Genomic DNA, 14,706 nt, shown 5'->3' with positions numbered 1-14,706 from the left:
GTTCGCGCAGGGTGACTATACTATAGGTTGCCGCTTAGGTCATGTTTGCGCGCAGTTGCTGTAGATGGGCGGGAAACTGGCGGGCGGTCATATCGGCCTCGCGCACGAGGCGGTCGAAATGACGGGAAAAGACCTCGATCCGGTCGCGGTCGCGGAAGGCCATGTAATGACTGCCGGCGTAGAACACGCACAGCAGCGGGCCGAAGATCGTGACCGGGGCGGAATAAAGCCTTTTTGCATCAAATAGATAGATGCGCAGGCGGGGGTAAAGCTGTTCGCAGAGCGTCAGCAGGTGGTCGATCTGGTCCCGTCGTGTCTGCAGCGGCAGCCCGTGGTAATAGCCGGTGGCGTGGGCAAAGCTGTGAAGCTCATACAGCGGCATGGCGATTTCGTAGTCCGACTGGGCGCGGCGCATCCATGACAGCCGGTCCTCGGACGCGCCGATGGCCTGATCCGCGGTGCGACCCAGATGCGGGGCATATTCCCATTCCAGCACCGCGCGGGTTTTCAGCATGTCGGGCAGGGTGGCCGGGACATAGCGGATTTTGTAGCCCGCCGCCTCTTGATGCCATTCGAAGATGCGTTCATCGACCAGCGCGCGGGCGGCCTCGGTCAGGGTCAGGGAACCCGCCAGCAGCTCAGCCGCGCTTTCGGGGCGGTCCGAGAGCCCCAGCAGCCAGTCGGCCGACACACCCAGCGCTGCGGCGCAGCTGCCGACCACATGCGCGTTGGGCAGGCGCGCACCGGCGCCGGTCAACAGTTGCGAGACAGTCGAACGATCCACGCCGATATCGCGGGCCAGGGCGCTTTGGCTGATGCTCCGGTCCTGCATCGCGCGGGTCAAGCGTTGGCGGAACTGAGCCGCGCGGTCTCGTTTGTCGATCTTTTCAATCATGTGATTATAAATATCACAGATGATGAGGATTGTTAATCATATCCAGAATTCCCGACCTATGGCCCGATCTGTAACGCTGAGGACATAAAAACAAGAATGGGGTCCGGAATGGAGACGCGACGAAGATCGGTCGTGAAGGCTGTGCTGTGGAATGTGATGGGGCTGGCGGTGATGACGTTGGTCGGGTTGATTGCCACGGGGTCTGCCGCCTTTGGCGGGGCGTTGGCGTTGGTCAATACGGCCATCGGTTTGACGATGTATGTGGTGTACGAACGGATCTGGGCGGGGATCGCGTGGGGCCGACATGGTTGAGCCCACCACGCCACAATCGCCGGAATGGGGCACGTTCGGCCTGATCGTGGGATGTTATCTTGCGTGGTTGGGGGTGATCTTCGGGCTGGTGGGTGTGACCCTTTGGCTGGCCATCCCTGCCATGGGGCTGGTCGCGGCGCTGCATTCGTCGCTGACGCATGAGGCGCTGCATGGGCATCCGTTCCGTCAGAAATGGCTGAATGAGGCGCTGATGGCGCTGCCTCTGACGCTGTTCATCCCTTTCAACCGGTTTCGGGACCTGCATCTGGCGCATCACTGTGACGCCAACCTGACCGATCCTTATGACGATCCGGAAACCAACTACCTCGATCCGCAGGTCTGGTCCGGGCTGATGGGTTGGCAGCGGCGGATGTACCGGGTCAATAACACCTTGCTGGGTCGGATGATGCTGGGGCCTGCCATCGGCCAGATCGCGTTTTTGCGCGATGAGTGGCGCGGCGCGCGGCGGGGGGATCGGGACATTCTGCTGGCCTGGGGGCTGCATCTGCCCGGAGTGGTCGCCGTGCTGTGGATCGTGGCGCTGTCACCGATGCCGGTTTGGGCGTTTGTCCTGTCGGCCTATCTGGGTCTTGCTCTGGTCAAGATACGCACCTTTCTGGAGCATCGCGCGCATGAGAGATCCCGCGCGCGCACCGTCATAGTCGAAGACCGCGGCCTACTGGCTTTTCTGTTTCTGAACAACAATTTGCACGTGGTTCATCACATGAATCCAGCGACACCATGGTACCGTCTGCCTGCGCTGTATCGTGCCGGGAAAGAGCGTTATCTGGCCTGTAATGAAGCCTATGTCTATCGCTCATACGGGCAGATATTCCGGGCCTATTTCTGGCGGGCCAAGGACCCGGTGGCGCATCCGCTCTGGCCAAAGCCCTGATTTGACGACAAAAGGGAGCCCATGAGCTTGTGGATTCCCGTCACCATCGCTGCCGCCGCGTTCCAGACCGTGCGGTTCATGCTGCAGAAATCGCTGAGCAGCGTGAAACTGTCCGCCGCCGGGGCGACCTTTGCGCGGTTTGCCTATTCGATGCCGCTGGCCGTGCTGGCGCTGGTCGTTGCGCTACAGGTCACGGGGTTTGAGCTGCCGCCGCTTTCAGCGCGGTTCTGGTTGTACGCGGTGATCGGCGGCACCGCGCAGATTCTGGCGACGATCTGCGTCGTCGCCCTGTTCAAGCAGCGCAATTTCGCGGTGGGCATCACCTTCAAGAAAACCGAAGTTATCCAGACCGCCATCATCGGGTTTCTGGTTCTGGGGGATGCGGTCTCGACCGGGGCGCTGGGGGCGATTTTGCTGGGGCTGATGGCGGTGCTGCTGCTGTCGAAGATGCCCGGAGGCGAGGGCGTTTGGTGGCGCAATCTGACCAACCGGGCCTCGCGTCTGGGGCTGGGATCGGGGGTGCTGTTTGCGTTTTCCTCGGTCAGCTATCGGGGGGCGACGCTGGAGTTGGGCGATGTCGACGCATGGTTCCGCGCGCTGGTGACGCTGGCGGCCGTAGTGACGTTTCAGTTCCTTAGCATGGGGCTGTGGCTGCTGTGGCGCGACCGGGCCGAATTGCGTGCCGTGTGGGAGACGCGGCGCACCGGCGTCTTCGTCGGTCTCACCAGCCTCAGCGGTTCGTTCTGCTGGTTCGTGGCCTTTGCGTTGCAGAACGCGGCATATGTGAAGGCGCTGGGGCAGGTCGAGCTGATCTTCAGCCTGTTCGCCTCGATCCTGTTTTTCCGCGAGAAGATCACCCGGCGAGAGATCGCCGGGATGGCCTTGTTGGGTTTGTCGATACTGGCGCTGGTGCTGGCGATCTAGGACGCGTCGGCGTCGGCCAGTTCCGAAGACGTCCCGGCGCGGCGTTCATCAAAGCTGAGCGCGATGAAGCTGGGCAGGTGATCGCCCATTCCGACAACCGCCGGGCCCCTATTGTCGCTGCGACCACGTCCGCCACGGCCTCTAGGCTCTTTGTCCTTCTTAGGCTCGGCTTTCTTGGTGTCTGATGACCGGGTTCTTTTCTCGGCCTTGGGCTTTTCGGTCTTGGGCTTTTCTGCCTTCGGCTCTTCGGCTGCAACGGGGTTGTCCAGACGCGGGATTTCTTTCTGGATCAGATTTTCGATCGCTGCCAACGCCTTTTCATCGCGGCCCGAGCAGATGGTGATCGCCTTGCCCTCGCGCCCGGCACGGCCGGTGCGGCCGATCCGGTGGACGTAGTCCTCGGGGTGGCCGGGGACGTCGAAATTGAACACATGGCTGACCGAGGGTACGTCCAACCCGCGCGCAGCGACGTCTGATGCGACCAGCAGGCGCAGAGAGCCATCGCGGAACCCATCCAGTGTTTTTGTCCGCTGCGATTGATCCAGATCGCCGTGGATGGCAGCTGCGTCATAGCCGTATTTCTTCAAAGATTTCGCACAGATATCTACATCGGTCTTGCGGTTGCAGAAGATGATGGCGTTGGTGCATTTGTCACCTTCCGCATCAATCAGTGCGCGCAGCGTCTTGCGTTTCTGGCTGGCCTCGCGGTCGCGGCGGCCGCCTTTGAAGATCACGACACCCTGTTCGATGGTCTCGGATGCGGTGGCCTGGCGGGCAACCTCAACCCGTGTCGGGGCGGACAGGAATGTATCAGTGATGCGTTCGATTTCAGAGGCCATTGTAGCCGAGAAAAACAGCGTCTGCCGTGTGAAGGGCGTCAGCGAGAAGATGCGTTCGATATCAGGAATGAAGCCCATATCCAGCATCCGGTCAGCTTCGTCCACCACCATGATCTGCACGCCAGTCAGCAGCAGCTTGCCACGTTCGAAATGGTCCAGCAACCGGCCCGGCGTCGCAATCAGCACGTCGACACCCCGGTCGATCAGCGCGTCCTGTTCCTTGAAGCTGACGCCGCCGATCAACAGCGCTTTGGTCAGTTTCAGGTGCTTGGAATAGGTGTCGAAGTTCTCGGCCACCTGTGCGGCCAGTTCCCGCGTCGGGCACAACACCAATGACCGGGGCATCCGCGCACGCGCGCGGCCACGGGCCAGCAGGGTGATCATCGGCAGCGTAAAGCTGGCGGTTTTCCCGGTGCCGGTCTGGGCGATCCCCAATACATCGCGCCCTTCCAAAGCGGGTGGAATCGCGCCTTCCTGGATCGGTGTCGGGGTTTCGTAGCCAGCTTCCTCAATGGCTTTGAGGACCTTGGGGTTCAGGTTCAGTTCGTTAAACTTTGTCATGTATGTCCGGTTCATGCGGACACGTGTACCTGGCCCGCGCGTATGAAAAATGCCGGGCCCGGATGGCCATGCGCCTCATGCGCATATCGGCTGAAGCGGGGCATAACAAAAACGTGGGGCAGGGTCAAATGAAGAGGGCTTAACCTGTTGCATCTTCGCCGGGTCGGCGAATTGATGCAACAATTCAGAGGGTTCCGGGGAAGTGTTTCGCCACTTTCCGGTCCAGATCCAGCGGCCGGTGCCGGATCAGGTCGTGATCTTCCAGCCGCGCGCGCACATCCGGATCGGTGGCGCTCATCTCATTGTAAAAGGCGCGCAGGCCGTCGGGACCCTGTTCGGCCTCGATCCAGCTGAGCAGCTCGTTCATGTTCAGCCCACCCCGGTCGCGCGGCATGTTGGGGGACATGCCCGCCTGATAGGAACCGCGATCCATGCGGAACCTCAGATGCGCCTGCCAGTGATCCCAGCTGGGTGCGTGGCGATGGCACAGGTCGATCTGCGGCAGTTCCGTTTTGACCGGCAAAATCTTCTTGTTCTGAAACAGGTTATGGATGCGGTAGTTGAGGTTTTCCATCCCCGTACGCACGAACAGCTTACCCTGCACATGGCTGAGGAACCCGCCCAGAACAAAGCCGCCATAGTTGGGGTAAAGCGTTTCAACCAGCGCCTCGCGCTGCGGGCTTCTGGGAATATGCGCCTTATAGAGGTCATCATCCCCGGCGATGGCTTCAACCGGGCGCATGCGGACGGCGGGGATGTCTTGGGGGATGTCCTGCAACAGCTCGGCCACCGGTTTGGCGGACCACAGGAATTCGTCCATATCCAGATGGGCCAGCCAGTCCAGATCGGTGTTGCGATAGACAAAGGTGGCGTGGACGGTCTGGCGCAGCTGGTGCTTCTCAGGCCGGTTGCGTCCGCGTTTTTGCCAGAAGGCGTCATCGCAGATGCGCACCCGAACCTTTGGGTGCTGCCGCAGCGAGCGAAAGGCGCGGCGGTTGGGCTCGTCCAGATAGACGTACATATAATCCGCGCCCAGATCGAGGTGGTGGGCGACGAATCGTAGGATATCCATCGCATCGCCGCGGACCATTGAGACGGTCCCCCAGGTAGGGCGATCCTGCGTCATATCCGGGCCATCATCTGTGCGTCAGGTCATCATTTCTTTGGTCGCGGTGAGGTTCAACGCGGGATAATCGCGCTCGACCCGGTCGATATCCCATTGCAGGCGCGTCAGATACACGATGTCGCCGTCGTGGTCATGGGCGATGTGCTGCTTGTTGGCGTTGACGAATTTCTCGACCTCGGCCTTGTCCCCACTGACCCAGCGGGCGCTGGTGAATTGCGAGGCCTCGAACCGCACGGGCAGGCCGTATTCCATCTCGATCCGGCTGGCGAGCACTTCGAATTGCAACGCCCCCACGACGCCGACGATAAAGCCCGAGCCGATTGAGGGTTTGAACACTTTGGCTGCGCCTTCTTCGGCGAATTGCATCAGCGCTTTCTCAAGATGCTTGGCCTTCATTGGATCGCCCGCGCGGACGCCTTGCAGCAGTTCCGGCGCAAAGGATGGAATGCCCTTGACCCGGATCGCTTCGCCTTCGGTCAGAGTGTCGCCGATACGTAACTGGCCGTGGTTGGGGATGCCGATGATGTCGCCCGCCCAGGCTTCCTCGGCCAATTCACGGTCTGAGGCCAGAAACAGCACCGGGTTCGAGATTGCCATCGGCTTCTTGGTCCGCACATGGGTCAGCTTCATGCCGCGCTTGAAATGGCCCGAGGCCATGCGCACAAACGCCACCCGGTCGCGGTGCTTGGGGTCCATGTTGGCCTGCACTTTGAACACAAAGCCTGCGACCTTCTTTTCATCGGGTGCGATCTGGCGGGGTTCAGCCGATTGAACCTGTGGCTGCGGGCCATAAGCTCCGATGCCTTCCATCAACTCCTTCACACCGAACGAGTTGATCGCCGAGCCGAACCAGATCGGGGTCATGTGCCCCTCAAGCACTGCCTGTGGGTCGAGCTTAGGCAGCAATTCACGTGCCATCTCGACCTCTTCCAACAGTTTCTCCAGCAGGTGCTCAGGGACGTGTTCCGCCAGCTTGGGATCGTCCAGCCCGTTGATCTGGATGCTCTCGGCCACTTTGTTGCGGTCGGCGCGGTCCATCAATTCCAGCCGGTCGCGCAGCATGTCATAGCAGCCGATGAAATCACGGCCCACGCCAATGGGCCAGGCGGCGGGCGTGACGTCGATGGCCAGCATTTCCTGAATTTCGTCGATGATCTCGAACGTATCGCGGCTTTCGCGGTCCATCTTGTTACAGAAGGTCAGGATCGGCAGGTCGCGCAGGCGGCAAACCTCGAACAGTTTCTGCGTCTGGCTCTCCACACCTTTTGCGCCGTCGATCACCATCACGGCGGCGTCTACGGCGGTCAGCGTGCGATAGGTGTCTTCCGAGAAATCGCTGTGACCGGGCGTGTCCACAAGATTGAACCGGAAATCCCCATAGTCAAACGACATCGCAGAGGCCGAAACCGAGATACCCCGGTCTTTTTCCATCTGCATAAAGTCGGACCGCGTGCGCCGCGCCTCGCCCTTGGCGCGCACCTGACCGGCCATCTGGATCGCACCGCCATACAGCAGGAACTTTTCCGTCAGCGTCGTCTTGCCCGCATCCGGGTGCGAGATGATGGCGAATGTCCGGCGCCGGGCGATCTCGGGCGGTAGGGAGGGTTGGTTCGAGGTATCAAGCATATTCGCGCGTATAGGCGGGGAAACCCGCCGAGGCAAGACAAAGGGGGTGGTTCGAATCATGTCCATGTGGCTATAAGAACATATAGTGAACAAATAATGGAGTGGAGCGATGAATTTGAAAGAGATTGCCGACGAACTGGTTGCGGGCTGCCGCGAGAACCGGGCGAAGGAGAACCTTGAAAAACTCTATGCGCCTGATGCCGTTTCGGCTGAGGCGGTCGACTATTCGGGTATGGGACGTGAGGTGAAGGGCCGCGACGCGATCCGTGGCAAGCACGAATGGTGGGAAGGCGCGCATGAGGTCTCCGCTGCGTCGGTCAGTGACCCTTTTGCCCATGGTGAAGACCGTTTTGCCGTTATCTTCGAGGTTAAGGGCACGGTGAAGGAAACCGGCGACAGCTTTGATATGCGCGAGGTTGCGGTTTACCACGTAGCGGATGGCAAGATCGTTCGGGAAGAGTTCTTTTACTAAAGCGCGATTCTGGTCTTCTTTGTCTGGCCGGTGCTAGACATGCGGGCAACAACAGACAGGGAGGATCGGATGGATCTTGGAATTCGCGGAAAACGTGCGCTGGTCTGCGCCAGCAGCAAGGGGCTGGGGCTGGGCTGCGCCGAGGCCTTGGCGGCGGCGGGCGTTGATCTGGTGATGAATGCGCGCGGGGCCGAGGCGTTGGAGGCCGAGGCGGCGCGCCTGCAGTCCGAGCATGGTATCGACGTGCAGACCGTGGCTTGTGATGTGACCTCGGCTGACGGTCAGGCGCAGGTAATAAGTGCCGCGCAGGGTGTTGATATCCTTGTGACAAACGCGGGTGGACCGCCTCCTGGCATGTGGTCGGACTGGGAGCGGGAGGACTTCATCAAGGCGCTGGATGCCAACATGCTGACACCGATTTCATTCATGAAAGCCCTGTTGCCGGGCATGATGGACAAGGGTTGGGGGCGAGTGGTGAACATCACCTCGCAATCCGTGCGCGCACCGATTGCTGTATTGGGGCTGTCGAACGCGGCACGAACGGGGTTGACCGGCTATGTTGCGGGGACATCCCGGCAGGTCGCGCCCCATGGGGTGACGATCAACAATCTGTTGCCGGGTATTCATGCCACCGACCGGGCAGATGCGCTGGATGGCGGGGTGTCGGCACAAAAGGGCATTTCGATGGATGAGGCGCGGGCGGAACGCGCGGCCACAATTCCGGCGCGTCGTTATGGGACGCGGGCGGAATTCGGGGCGGCCTGTGCATTCCTGTGTTCGCAGCATGCCGGGTTCATCGTTGGGCAGAATATCCTGCTTGATGGTGGCGCCACCAATCTGACGATGTGACCATGGCGCAGGGTTTTTCGCTCAAGGATCAGTTATTCAACGCCGAAAAGGTTAGCTACCTCAGTACGTTGTTTGCGGATGTTGAGGCGTCGTTCGATGCCGTTGCATTCGAGAAACAGGTGATGTCACGCCTGCCTGAACTTGAGTTGAAAGAGCGAATGACGTGGATTGCGGAATGCCTGCAAGAGGCTGTTCCGGGCGACCTGCCAGCGGTCGCCCCGGTTATCCTGCGGGCGCTGCCTCCGCCGCTTGATCCGGACAAGACCGACGATGATTTCGGCGACTTCATCTTTGCGCCTTTGGGGGATTGGGTCGTTTCGGTCGGATTGGATCACCCGGACCTGGCCTTGGACGTGCTTGAGGAGCTGACCCAGCGGTTCTCGATGGAATGGGCGATCCGCCCGTTTCTGAACCACCATTCCGATCTGGTCATGGCGCGGATGCCACAGTGGTGTGACCACTCCAGCTATCACGTGCGCCGATTGGTCAGCGAGGGCACCCGGCCAAGGCTGCCATGGGGGCAGGCAGTCGGGCTGGACCTGTCCGATCCGCTGCCGCTGTTGGATCGGTTGCATGGCGATAAGACGCGCTATGTTACGCGCTCGGTGGCCAATCATCTGAACGACATCACCAAGAAGGACCCTGAACTGGTGCTGGGCCGGTTGCAGAGCTGGCGAGAGGCCGGACACCAGGCGGGGGATGAGTTGGATTGGATGACTTCTCATGCCCTGCGCGGGTTGGTCAAAGCGGGCCATCCTGGGGCGATGAAAGCGCTAGGATACGACCCGGATGCCGAGATTTCGGTTGAGATCACGTTGAACGCAGAGGCGCGTATCGGTGGAGCCTTGGATTTTGACGTGACCCTTGGAGGGGCTGCAGGACAGCCCGTTCTGGTGGATTATATCATTCATTTTCAGCGTCCTGGGGGCAAAATCTCACCCAAAGTGCATAAGCTGAAACAAGCGGTGCTTGCGGATGGCACGCTGTCTCTGTCGAAGCGGCACAAGCTCAAGGGCAATGCCACGACCTTCAAGCTGGTGCCGGGGCCGCATCGGTTAGAGGTTCAGGTGAACGGTCGCGTTCGCAACAGCACAGAATTCGACCTTTTGGCCTGATCCCGGTCACGGTTTCGTCAGATCGCGCGGCTTCGGATTGCGACGCGCGGGCGGCTGCACTAGCTGCGTTGCAACCACTCACGAAAGGGAATGCGGCGATGAAGCATGAGGCTGTGCAGAATTACTATGGCGAGGTGCTGCAGGGCAGCGCGGATTTGCAGACGAATGCCTGCTGTACGCCTGACGACATGCCGGATCACCTCAAGGCAATTCTGTCGCAAATTCATGACGATGTGCTGACACGTTACTATGGTTGCGGGTTGATCGCGCCGCTGGATCTTGAGGGGATGTCGATCCTTGATCTGGGCTGCGGCGCGGGGCGGGACGTTTACGCCCTGTCCGCGATGGTGGGTGAAACGGGCCGTGTCGTGGGCGTGGACATGACGCCCGAGCAGCTGGAGGTTGCCCGCGCACATCAGGATTATCACGCGAAGGCCTTTGGTCACGCGGCCAGCAATGTGGAATTTCACCACGGCTATATCGAAAAGCTGGATGAACTGGACCTTGAGCCCGGCAGCTTTGACATCATCGTCTCGAACTGCGTGATCAATCTGGCGACCGACAAGGCCGCTGTTTTGCGCGGTGCGCATCGGTTGCTAAAAGAGGGCGGCGAGATGTATTTCTCGGACGTCTATGCGGATCGCCGGGTTCCCAAAGCGATGGCCGACGATGAGGTTCTGTATGGCGAATGCCTGTCGGGCGCGCTCTATTGGAATGACTTCCTGTCGATGTCGCGCGCTGCTGGGTTCCATGATCCGCGTCGGGTAACGCACCGCCCGTTGACCATTGAAAATCCGGTTCTGGAACAACGGGTTGCACCGCTGAGTTTCATCTCGGCCACTTACCGTCTGTTTAAACTGCCTGCGTTGGAACCTGCCTGTGAGGATTACGGTCAGGCGGTCATTTACAAGGGCACGATCCCCAATGCGCCGCATGAATTCGCGCTGGACGATCACCATGCAATCGAGACCGGCAAGGTTTTCCCGGTTTGCGGCAACACATGGATGATGCTGCAGGACACGCGCTTTGCCCGGCATTTCGAGTTCATCGGCGATTTCTCGACCCATTACGGCATCTTCGAAGGCTGCGGCGGCGACAGCCCGTTTGTGGTTGAGGGCGACACAGCGTCCACCGGGTGCTGCTGATCCCTTGCACCTGAGGGGCGGGGTTGCTATCCCCGCCCAAGCCCGATGGATTTGATCGGGAAAGGCTACGGGGTCCATCGGTGAACGTAAATACAGCTCCTCCGCGACTGGAAATCCGCAATATGGTTGCGCGCTTTGGCGGGCGCACGGTGGTGGATGACGTCTCGCTGACGGTGCAGGCGGGCAAGGTGACCTGTTTGCTGGGGCCGTCGGGCTGCGGCAAGTCGACCACGTTGCGGATGATTGCGGGGGTCGAGATGCAGACCTCGGGCGAGATTTACGTGGATGGCAAACTGATCTGCGACACGGTGTTTCGGGTGCCGCCCGAGCGGCGCGAGATTGGTCTGATGTTTCAGGACTTTGCGCTGTTTCCGCATCTGAGCGTGGCGGACAATGTGGGCTTTGGCCTGAAAGGCAGTCGGGATGAAAAGCGCACCCGGGTCGAGGAACTGCTGACCAAGGTTGACCTGATGCGGTTCATCGACGGCTTCCCGCATCAATTGTCAGGTGGCGAGCAGCAACGGGTGGCGCTGGCCCGCGCGCTGGCCCCGCGTCCCCGGATCATGCTGATGGACGAACCGTTCTCGGGCCTCGACAACCGTTTGCGCGACGGTATCCGGGATGAGACGCTGGCGATCCTCAAGGAGGAAGACGCCGCCGTTCTGCTGGTTACCCATGAGCCGGAAGAGGCGATGCGCATGGCGGATGAAATCGCTTTGATGCGGCGCGGCAAGATTGTCCAGCAGGGCGCTCCGTATAATGTTTACACGCGCCCGGCGGATAAGGCTGCAGTTGCATTTTTTAGTGATGTCAATGTCTTGCAGGCGCAAGTTAATGGCGCATTGGCGCATACGCCCTTTGGGCGCTTTCTGGCACCGGGCGTGCCGGATGAGACCGATGTTGAGATCGTGTTCCGACCTCAGCATGTGAAGCTGGATTTTGACCGCAATGGCAAAGGCCCGATGCCCACGCCCACCGATGGCGTTGCGGCGCGTGGCGTCGTGGAGCGGGCGCGGTTTCTGGGGAATGAAAGCCTGATTGAGTTCCGCATGGATTATGACGGCTCGATCCTGAAAGCGACGGTGCCGAATGTCTTTGTGCCAAAAGAGGGTCGGGTGATGTGGCTGACCATTCGCCGCGACCGGTGCTTTGTGTTTCCGGCCTGAGGCCTCAACGTCACGATTTCCGTCCAAGTGGTGCGGGAATGCCGCAGATTGCGGGTGCCGGTCGCTTGCCGCAGCGCAAGGGCGGGTCTATCAAGGGCGAAACGCGGGGGTAGAGCAGCCATGCGCATTCTTCTGACAAATGACGACGGCATCAACGCGCCGGGACTGATCGTGCTTGAGGCGATCGCAAAGGAACTGGCTGGCCCGGAGGGAGAGGTCTGGATCGTCGCCCCCGCCTTTGAGCAGTCGGGCGTTGGGCATTGCATCAGCTACACCCATCCGATGATGGTTGCCAAACTGGGCGAGCGTCGGTTCGCGGCCGAGGGCTCTCCGGCGGATTGTGTTTTGGTGGGGTTGCATGATGTGATGAAGGACGCGCCGCCTGATCTGGTGTTGTCAGGCGTGAACCGGGGCAACAACTCAGCTGAAAATGCTCTGTATTCCGGCACGTTGGGCGGCGCGATGGAGGCCGCGCTGCAAGGCGTGCCGTCGATTGCCCTGTCGCAGTTCTTTGGCCCGCGCAATCTGGGGTTGGATGATCCGTTCGAAGCCGCAGCGCGCCACGGCGCGGCGCTTGTGCGCCGGATTTTGGAAGCAACGCCTGGGGCGCAGGGGGATTACCGCCTGTTTTACAACGTGAACTTCCCGCCTGTTCCCGCAGACGAAGTTCTGGGCTCGCGGGTCGCGCCGCAGGGGTTCCGTCGTGACACGCATTTCTCGGTCGAACCGCACAGTTCACCCTCGGGCCGTCGGTTCCTGTGGATTAAGGGCGGCTATCAGCACAATCCGACCGCGCCGGGAACGGATGCGGCGGTGAATCTGGAAGGTTATATCTCGGTCACGCCGATGCGGGCTGATCTGACGGCGCATGATGCGCTGGAGGCGCTGAAGACAATCGAATGACCGGACCAAGCGCAGAAACCACGATGCAGTTCCTATTTGCCCTGCGTTCGCGCGGGGTGACAGATGCGCGCGTGCTGGCTGCGATGGAGCAGATCGACAGAGGGCGGTTCGTCAAAGGTCTGTTCGCGGAACGTGCTTATGAGGATACGCCGCTGCCGATTGCCTGCGGGCAAACGATCAGCCAACCCTCGGTGGTGGGTTTGATGACGCAAGCGCTGAGGGTGCGGCCTCGGGATACGGTGTTGGAGGTCGGCACAGGCTCGGGCTATCAGGCGGCGATCCTGTCGAAACTGGCGCGGCGGGTTTATACAGTCGAGCGCCACAAGCGGCTGGTGCGCGAAACCGGGCAGTTGTTTCGTGAACTGGGTCTGACCAATGTCACCGCGATGCTTTCGGATGGCTCGTTTGGTCTGTCCGAACAGGCCCCGTTTGATCGTATCATTGTGACCGCAGCCGCCGAGGACCCGCCCGGGCCGCTCTTGGCCCAGTTGAAAATCGGCGGTATCATGGTGTTGCCCGTGGGACAGTCGGATGCGGTGCAGACCCTGATCCGGGTCACGCGGACCGAAAGCGGGCTGGACTATGACGAACTTTTACCCGTTCGTTTCGTGCCCTTGTTGGAAGGGCTGGGAAAAGACGGCGTTTAAAGCTATATTCAAAGGTACCGGAACCCCGGAGAACAGGGGCAGGTGTTGAGGACGACAAAATGAGAGCAGTTTCCAGATCAGCAATGCGCCGCTGTGCGACAGGCGTGGCCGCACTGACCCTTTTAGCCGCCTGCGAGGGGCCGTATGACTATGACCTGCGGGGCAATGTCGGCGGGTTTTCGACCGCAGATGCCGCCCTTGGGGCGACCGCAAGCCGTCCCGCGCCAGACGCGCGCGGTGTGATCACCTATCCCAATTATCAGGTTGCAGTGGCCCGCCAGGGCGACACCGTTGGCGATGTGGCGGGCCGCATCGGGATGCCGGTGGCCGAACTGGCGCGGTTCAACGGGCTGCAGCCCAATGACTCGCTGCGCGATGGCGAGGTTCTGGCCCTGCCGCGGTCGGTCGGTGGTGGCAGCAATGTCGATATTGCAAGCATCGCAGGCACCGCAATTGATGAGGCGCCCGATACCGGGTCGGTTCAGACCACGGCGCTGGCCCCGGCGCAGCCCGCACCAGCCCCTGTGCCAGCAGGCCCCGAGCCGATCCGGCACAAGGTCAAGCGCGGCGAGACGGCCTATACCATTTCGCGCCTCTATCAGGTGTCGGTCGAATCGCTGGCCGAGTGGAACGGTCTGGGCTCTGATTTCACCGTGCGTGAGGACCAGTATCTGCTGATCCCGGTCAAGGATCAGTCAGCGCCGCGCGCGGCGGCTCCGGCAGCGACTGCGACGGCGGTGACCCAGCCGGGGCAGGGCTCGCCGACCCCGACGCCGCCGAGTGCGACGCAGCCTCTGCCGGATGAGCAGGTGGCGGCCGCGACGCCTGCGCCGGATGTGACGGCCGAGGCTCCGACCAATACCGGGTCTTCTGCGTTGGCTTTGCCGGTGAGTGGGTCGATCATTCGGCCTTACAAAAAGGGTAAGAACGAGGGGATCGACATCGCCGCGCCTCCCGGAACCTCGGTCACTGCGGCCGAGGCCGGCACGGTCGCCGCGATCACGGCAGATGCGGATCAGGTTCCGATCATTGTGGTCAAGCACAACAACGACCTGCTGACGGTTTACGCCAATGTCGAGACGATCACCGTGAAGAAAGGGGATCGGGTGCGACGGGGGCAGAAGATTGCGTCACTGCGCGGGGGCGACAATGCCTATGTGCATTTTGAGGTGCGGCAGGGGTTTGAATCCGTTGATCCTGAGCCTTATCTGAAGTGATCTGAATGGCCCGT

Annotated in this window: 15 protein-coding genes; 11 read left to right on the top strand and 4 right to left on the bottom strand. The window is 60.9% G+C overall.

Features of this window, described 5'->3' with window-relative positions; all coding sequences use genetic code 11:
* Positions 1-34: 34 nt before the first annotated feature.
* A complete protein-coding gene (locus ACR0J1_RS12720; RefSeq protein WP_480733183.1) occupies positions 35-895 on the bottom strand; it encodes a helix-turn-helix domain-containing protein in 861 nt (286 codons plus the stop codon).
* A gap of 108 nt (positions 896-1,003) precedes the next feature.
* On the opposite strand from ACR0J1_RS12720, the gene ACR0J1_RS12715 reads away from it, so the two are divergent.
* The 3 genes from ACR0J1_RS12715 to ACR0J1_RS12705 are packed head-to-tail and all read left to right on the top strand — an operon-like array spanning position 1,004 to position 3,026.
* Positions 1,004-1,207 (top strand): DUF2061 domain-containing protein, encoded by a 204-nt coding sequence (locus tag ACR0J1_RS12715; protein WP_480529623.1) that lies wholly within the window; start codon positions 1,004-1,006, stop codon positions 1,205-1,207.
* Positions 1,200-2,102 (top strand): fatty acid desaturase, encoded by a 903-nt coding sequence (locus tag ACR0J1_RS12710; RefSeq protein WP_480733182.1) that lies wholly within the window; start codon positions 1,200-1,202, stop codon positions 2,100-2,102. Before ACR0J1_RS12715 ends, ACR0J1_RS12710 begins: the two co-directional genes overlap by 8 nt.
* A 21-nt stretch (positions 2,103-2,123) precedes the next feature.
* Entirely contained in the window at positions 2,124-3,026 is a 903-nt protein-coding gene (locus ACR0J1_RS12705; protein WP_480733181.1) for an EamA family transporter, read from the top strand.
* Here ACR0J1_RS12705 and ACR0J1_RS12700 read toward each other — a convergent pair.
* From ACR0J1_RS12700 to ACR0J1_RS12690, 3 genes are all read right to left on the bottom strand, one after another.
* The gene (locus tag ACR0J1_RS12700; RefSeq protein WP_480733180.1) at positions 3,023-4,426 is read right to left on the bottom strand and encodes a DEAD/DEAH box helicase; all 1,404 of its coding nucleotides are present in this window, start codon (positions 4,424-4,426) and stop codon (positions 3,023-3,025) included. The two genes, ACR0J1_RS12705 and ACR0J1_RS12700, sit on opposite strands and share 4 nt — an antisense overlap.
* 184 nt (positions 4,427-4,610) lie before the next feature.
* Positions 4,611-5,516, bottom strand: a complete 906-nt coding sequence (locus ACR0J1_RS12695) for a glycosyltransferase family 2 protein (RefSeq protein ID WP_480733179.1) — start codon at positions 5,514-5,516, stop codon at positions 4,611-4,613.
* A 57-nt stretch (positions 5,517-5,573) separates the two neighbouring features.
* Positions 5,574-7,178, bottom strand: coding sequence for a peptide chain release factor 3 (locus tag ACR0J1_RS12690; RefSeq protein ID WP_480733178.1), 1,605 nt, complete (start codon positions 7,176-7,178; stop codon positions 5,574-5,576).
* Between the two features lie 109 nt (positions 7,179-7,287).
* Here ACR0J1_RS12690 and ACR0J1_RS12685 point away from each other — a divergent pair, with 109 nt between their 5' ends.
* The 8 genes from ACR0J1_RS12685 (at position 7,288) to ACR0J1_RS12650 (ending at position 14,692) form a co-directional block, all read left to right on the top strand.
* Positions 7,288-7,650 (top strand): SnoaL-like domain-containing protein, encoded by a 363-nt coding sequence (locus ACR0J1_RS12685; protein ID WP_480733177.1) that lies wholly within the window; start codon positions 7,288-7,290, stop codon positions 7,648-7,650.
* A gap of 69 nt (positions 7,651-7,719) precedes the next feature.
* Complete coding sequence (locus ACR0J1_RS12680) at positions 7,720-8,499, top strand: SDR family oxidoreductase (protein WP_480733176.1); 780 nt, start codon at positions 7,720-7,722, stop codon at positions 8,497-8,499.
* 2 nt (positions 8,500-8,501) lie between these two features.
* Positions 8,502-9,614: a hypothetical protein gene (locus ACR0J1_RS12675; protein ID WP_480733175.1), complete on the top strand. Its 1,113-nt coding sequence runs from the start codon at positions 8,502-8,504 to the stop codon at positions 9,612-9,614.
* Positions 9,615-9,712: 98 nt separating this feature from the next.
* Complete coding sequence (locus ACR0J1_RS12670; protein WP_480733174.1) at positions 9,713-10,759, top strand: methyltransferase domain-containing protein; 1,047 nt, start codon at positions 9,713-9,715, stop codon at positions 10,757-10,759.
* Between the two features lie 122 nt (positions 10,760-10,881).
* Entirely contained in the window at positions 10,882-11,925 is a 1,044-nt protein-coding gene (locus ACR0J1_RS12665; protein ID WP_480733320.1) for an ABC transporter ATP-binding protein, read from the top strand.
* Between the two features lie 120 nt (positions 11,926-12,045).
* Complete coding sequence (gene surE, locus ACR0J1_RS12660) at positions 12,046-12,828, top strand: 5'/3'-nucleotidase SurE (RefSeq protein ID WP_480733173.1); 783 nt, start codon at positions 12,046-12,048, stop codon at positions 12,826-12,828.
* Positions 12,825-13,475, top strand: coding sequence for a protein-L-isoaspartate(D-aspartate) O-methyltransferase (locus tag ACR0J1_RS12655; RefSeq protein WP_480733172.1), 651 nt, complete (start codon positions 12,825-12,827; stop codon positions 13,473-13,475). The genes surE and ACR0J1_RS12655 overlap by 4 nt, the downstream gene beginning before the upstream one ends.
* A gap of 59 nt (positions 13,476-13,534) precedes the next feature.
* On the top strand, positions 13,535-14,692 hold the full coding sequence (locus ACR0J1_RS12650; protein WP_480733171.1) for a peptidoglycan DD-metalloendopeptidase family protein: 1,158 nt from the start codon (positions 13,535-13,537) through the stop codon (positions 14,690-14,692).
* The last annotated feature ends 14 nt before the right edge of the window (positions 14,693-14,706 follow it).

This window comes from Ruegeria sp. CJ3, from assembly GCF_056536725.1.
The sequence above is the reverse complement of the archived record's forward strand: the minus strand, read 5'-3'. Positions and strand labels throughout refer to the sequence as shown.

What these genes read in the sequence shown, in the direction of transcription:
- ACR0J1_RS12720 (WP_480733183.1), bottom strand. Translation starts at nt 895, where the DNA reads ATGATTGAAAAGATCGACAAACGAGACCGCGCGGCTCAGTTCCGCCAA.
- ACR0J1_RS12715 (WP_480529623.1), top strand. Translation starts at nt 1,004, where the DNA reads ATGGAGACGCGACGAAGATCGGTCGTGAAGGCTGTGCTGTGGAATGTG.
- ACR0J1_RS12710 (WP_480733182.1), top strand. Translation starts at nt 1,200, where the DNA reads ATGGTTGAGCCCACCACGCCACAATCGCCGGAATGGGGCACGTTCGGC.
- ACR0J1_RS12705 (WP_480733181.1), top strand. Translation starts at nt 2,124, where the DNA reads ATGAGCTTGTGGATTCCCGTCACCATCGCTGCCGCCGCGTTCCAGACC.
- ACR0J1_RS12700 (WP_480733180.1), bottom strand. Translation starts at nt 4,426, where the DNA reads ATGACAAAGTTTAACGAACTGAACCTGAACCCCAAGGTCCTCAAAGCC.
- ACR0J1_RS12695 (WP_480733179.1), bottom strand. Translation starts at nt 5,516, where the DNA reads ATGGTCCGCGGCGATGCGATGGATATCCTACGATTCGTCGCCCACCAC.
- ACR0J1_RS12690 (WP_480733178.1), bottom strand. Translation starts at nt 7,178, where the DNA reads ATGCTTGATACCTCGAACCAACCCTCCCTACCGCCCGAGATCGCCCGG.
- ACR0J1_RS12685 (WP_480733177.1), top strand. Translation starts at nt 7,288, where the DNA reads ATGAATTTGAAAGAGATTGCCGACGAACTGGTTGCGGGCTGCCGCGAG.
- ACR0J1_RS12680 (WP_480733176.1), top strand. Translation starts at nt 7,720, where the DNA reads ATGGATCTTGGAATTCGCGGAAAACGTGCGCTGGTCTGCGCCAGCAGC.
- ACR0J1_RS12675 (WP_480733175.1), top strand. Translation starts at nt 8,502, where the DNA reads ATGGCGCAGGGTTTTTCGCTCAAGGATCAGTTATTCAACGCCGAAAAG.
- ACR0J1_RS12670 (WP_480733174.1), top strand. Translation starts at nt 9,713, where the DNA reads ATGAAGCATGAGGCTGTGCAGAATTACTATGGCGAGGTGCTGCAGGGC.
- ACR0J1_RS12665 (WP_480733320.1), top strand. Translation starts at nt 10,882, where the DNA reads ATGGTTGCGCGCTTTGGCGGGCGCACGGTGGTGGATGACGTCTCGCTG.
- surE (WP_480733173.1), top strand. Translation starts at nt 12,046, where the DNA reads ATGCGCATTCTTCTGACAAATGACGACGGCATCAACGCGCCGGGACTG.
- ACR0J1_RS12655 (WP_480733172.1), top strand. Translation starts at nt 12,825, where the DNA reads ATGACCGGACCAAGCGCAGAAACCACGATGCAGTTCCTATTTGCCCTG.
- ACR0J1_RS12650 (WP_480733171.1), top strand. Translation starts at nt 13,535, where the DNA reads ATGAGAGCAGTTTCCAGATCAGCAATGCGCCGCTGTGCGACAGGCGTG.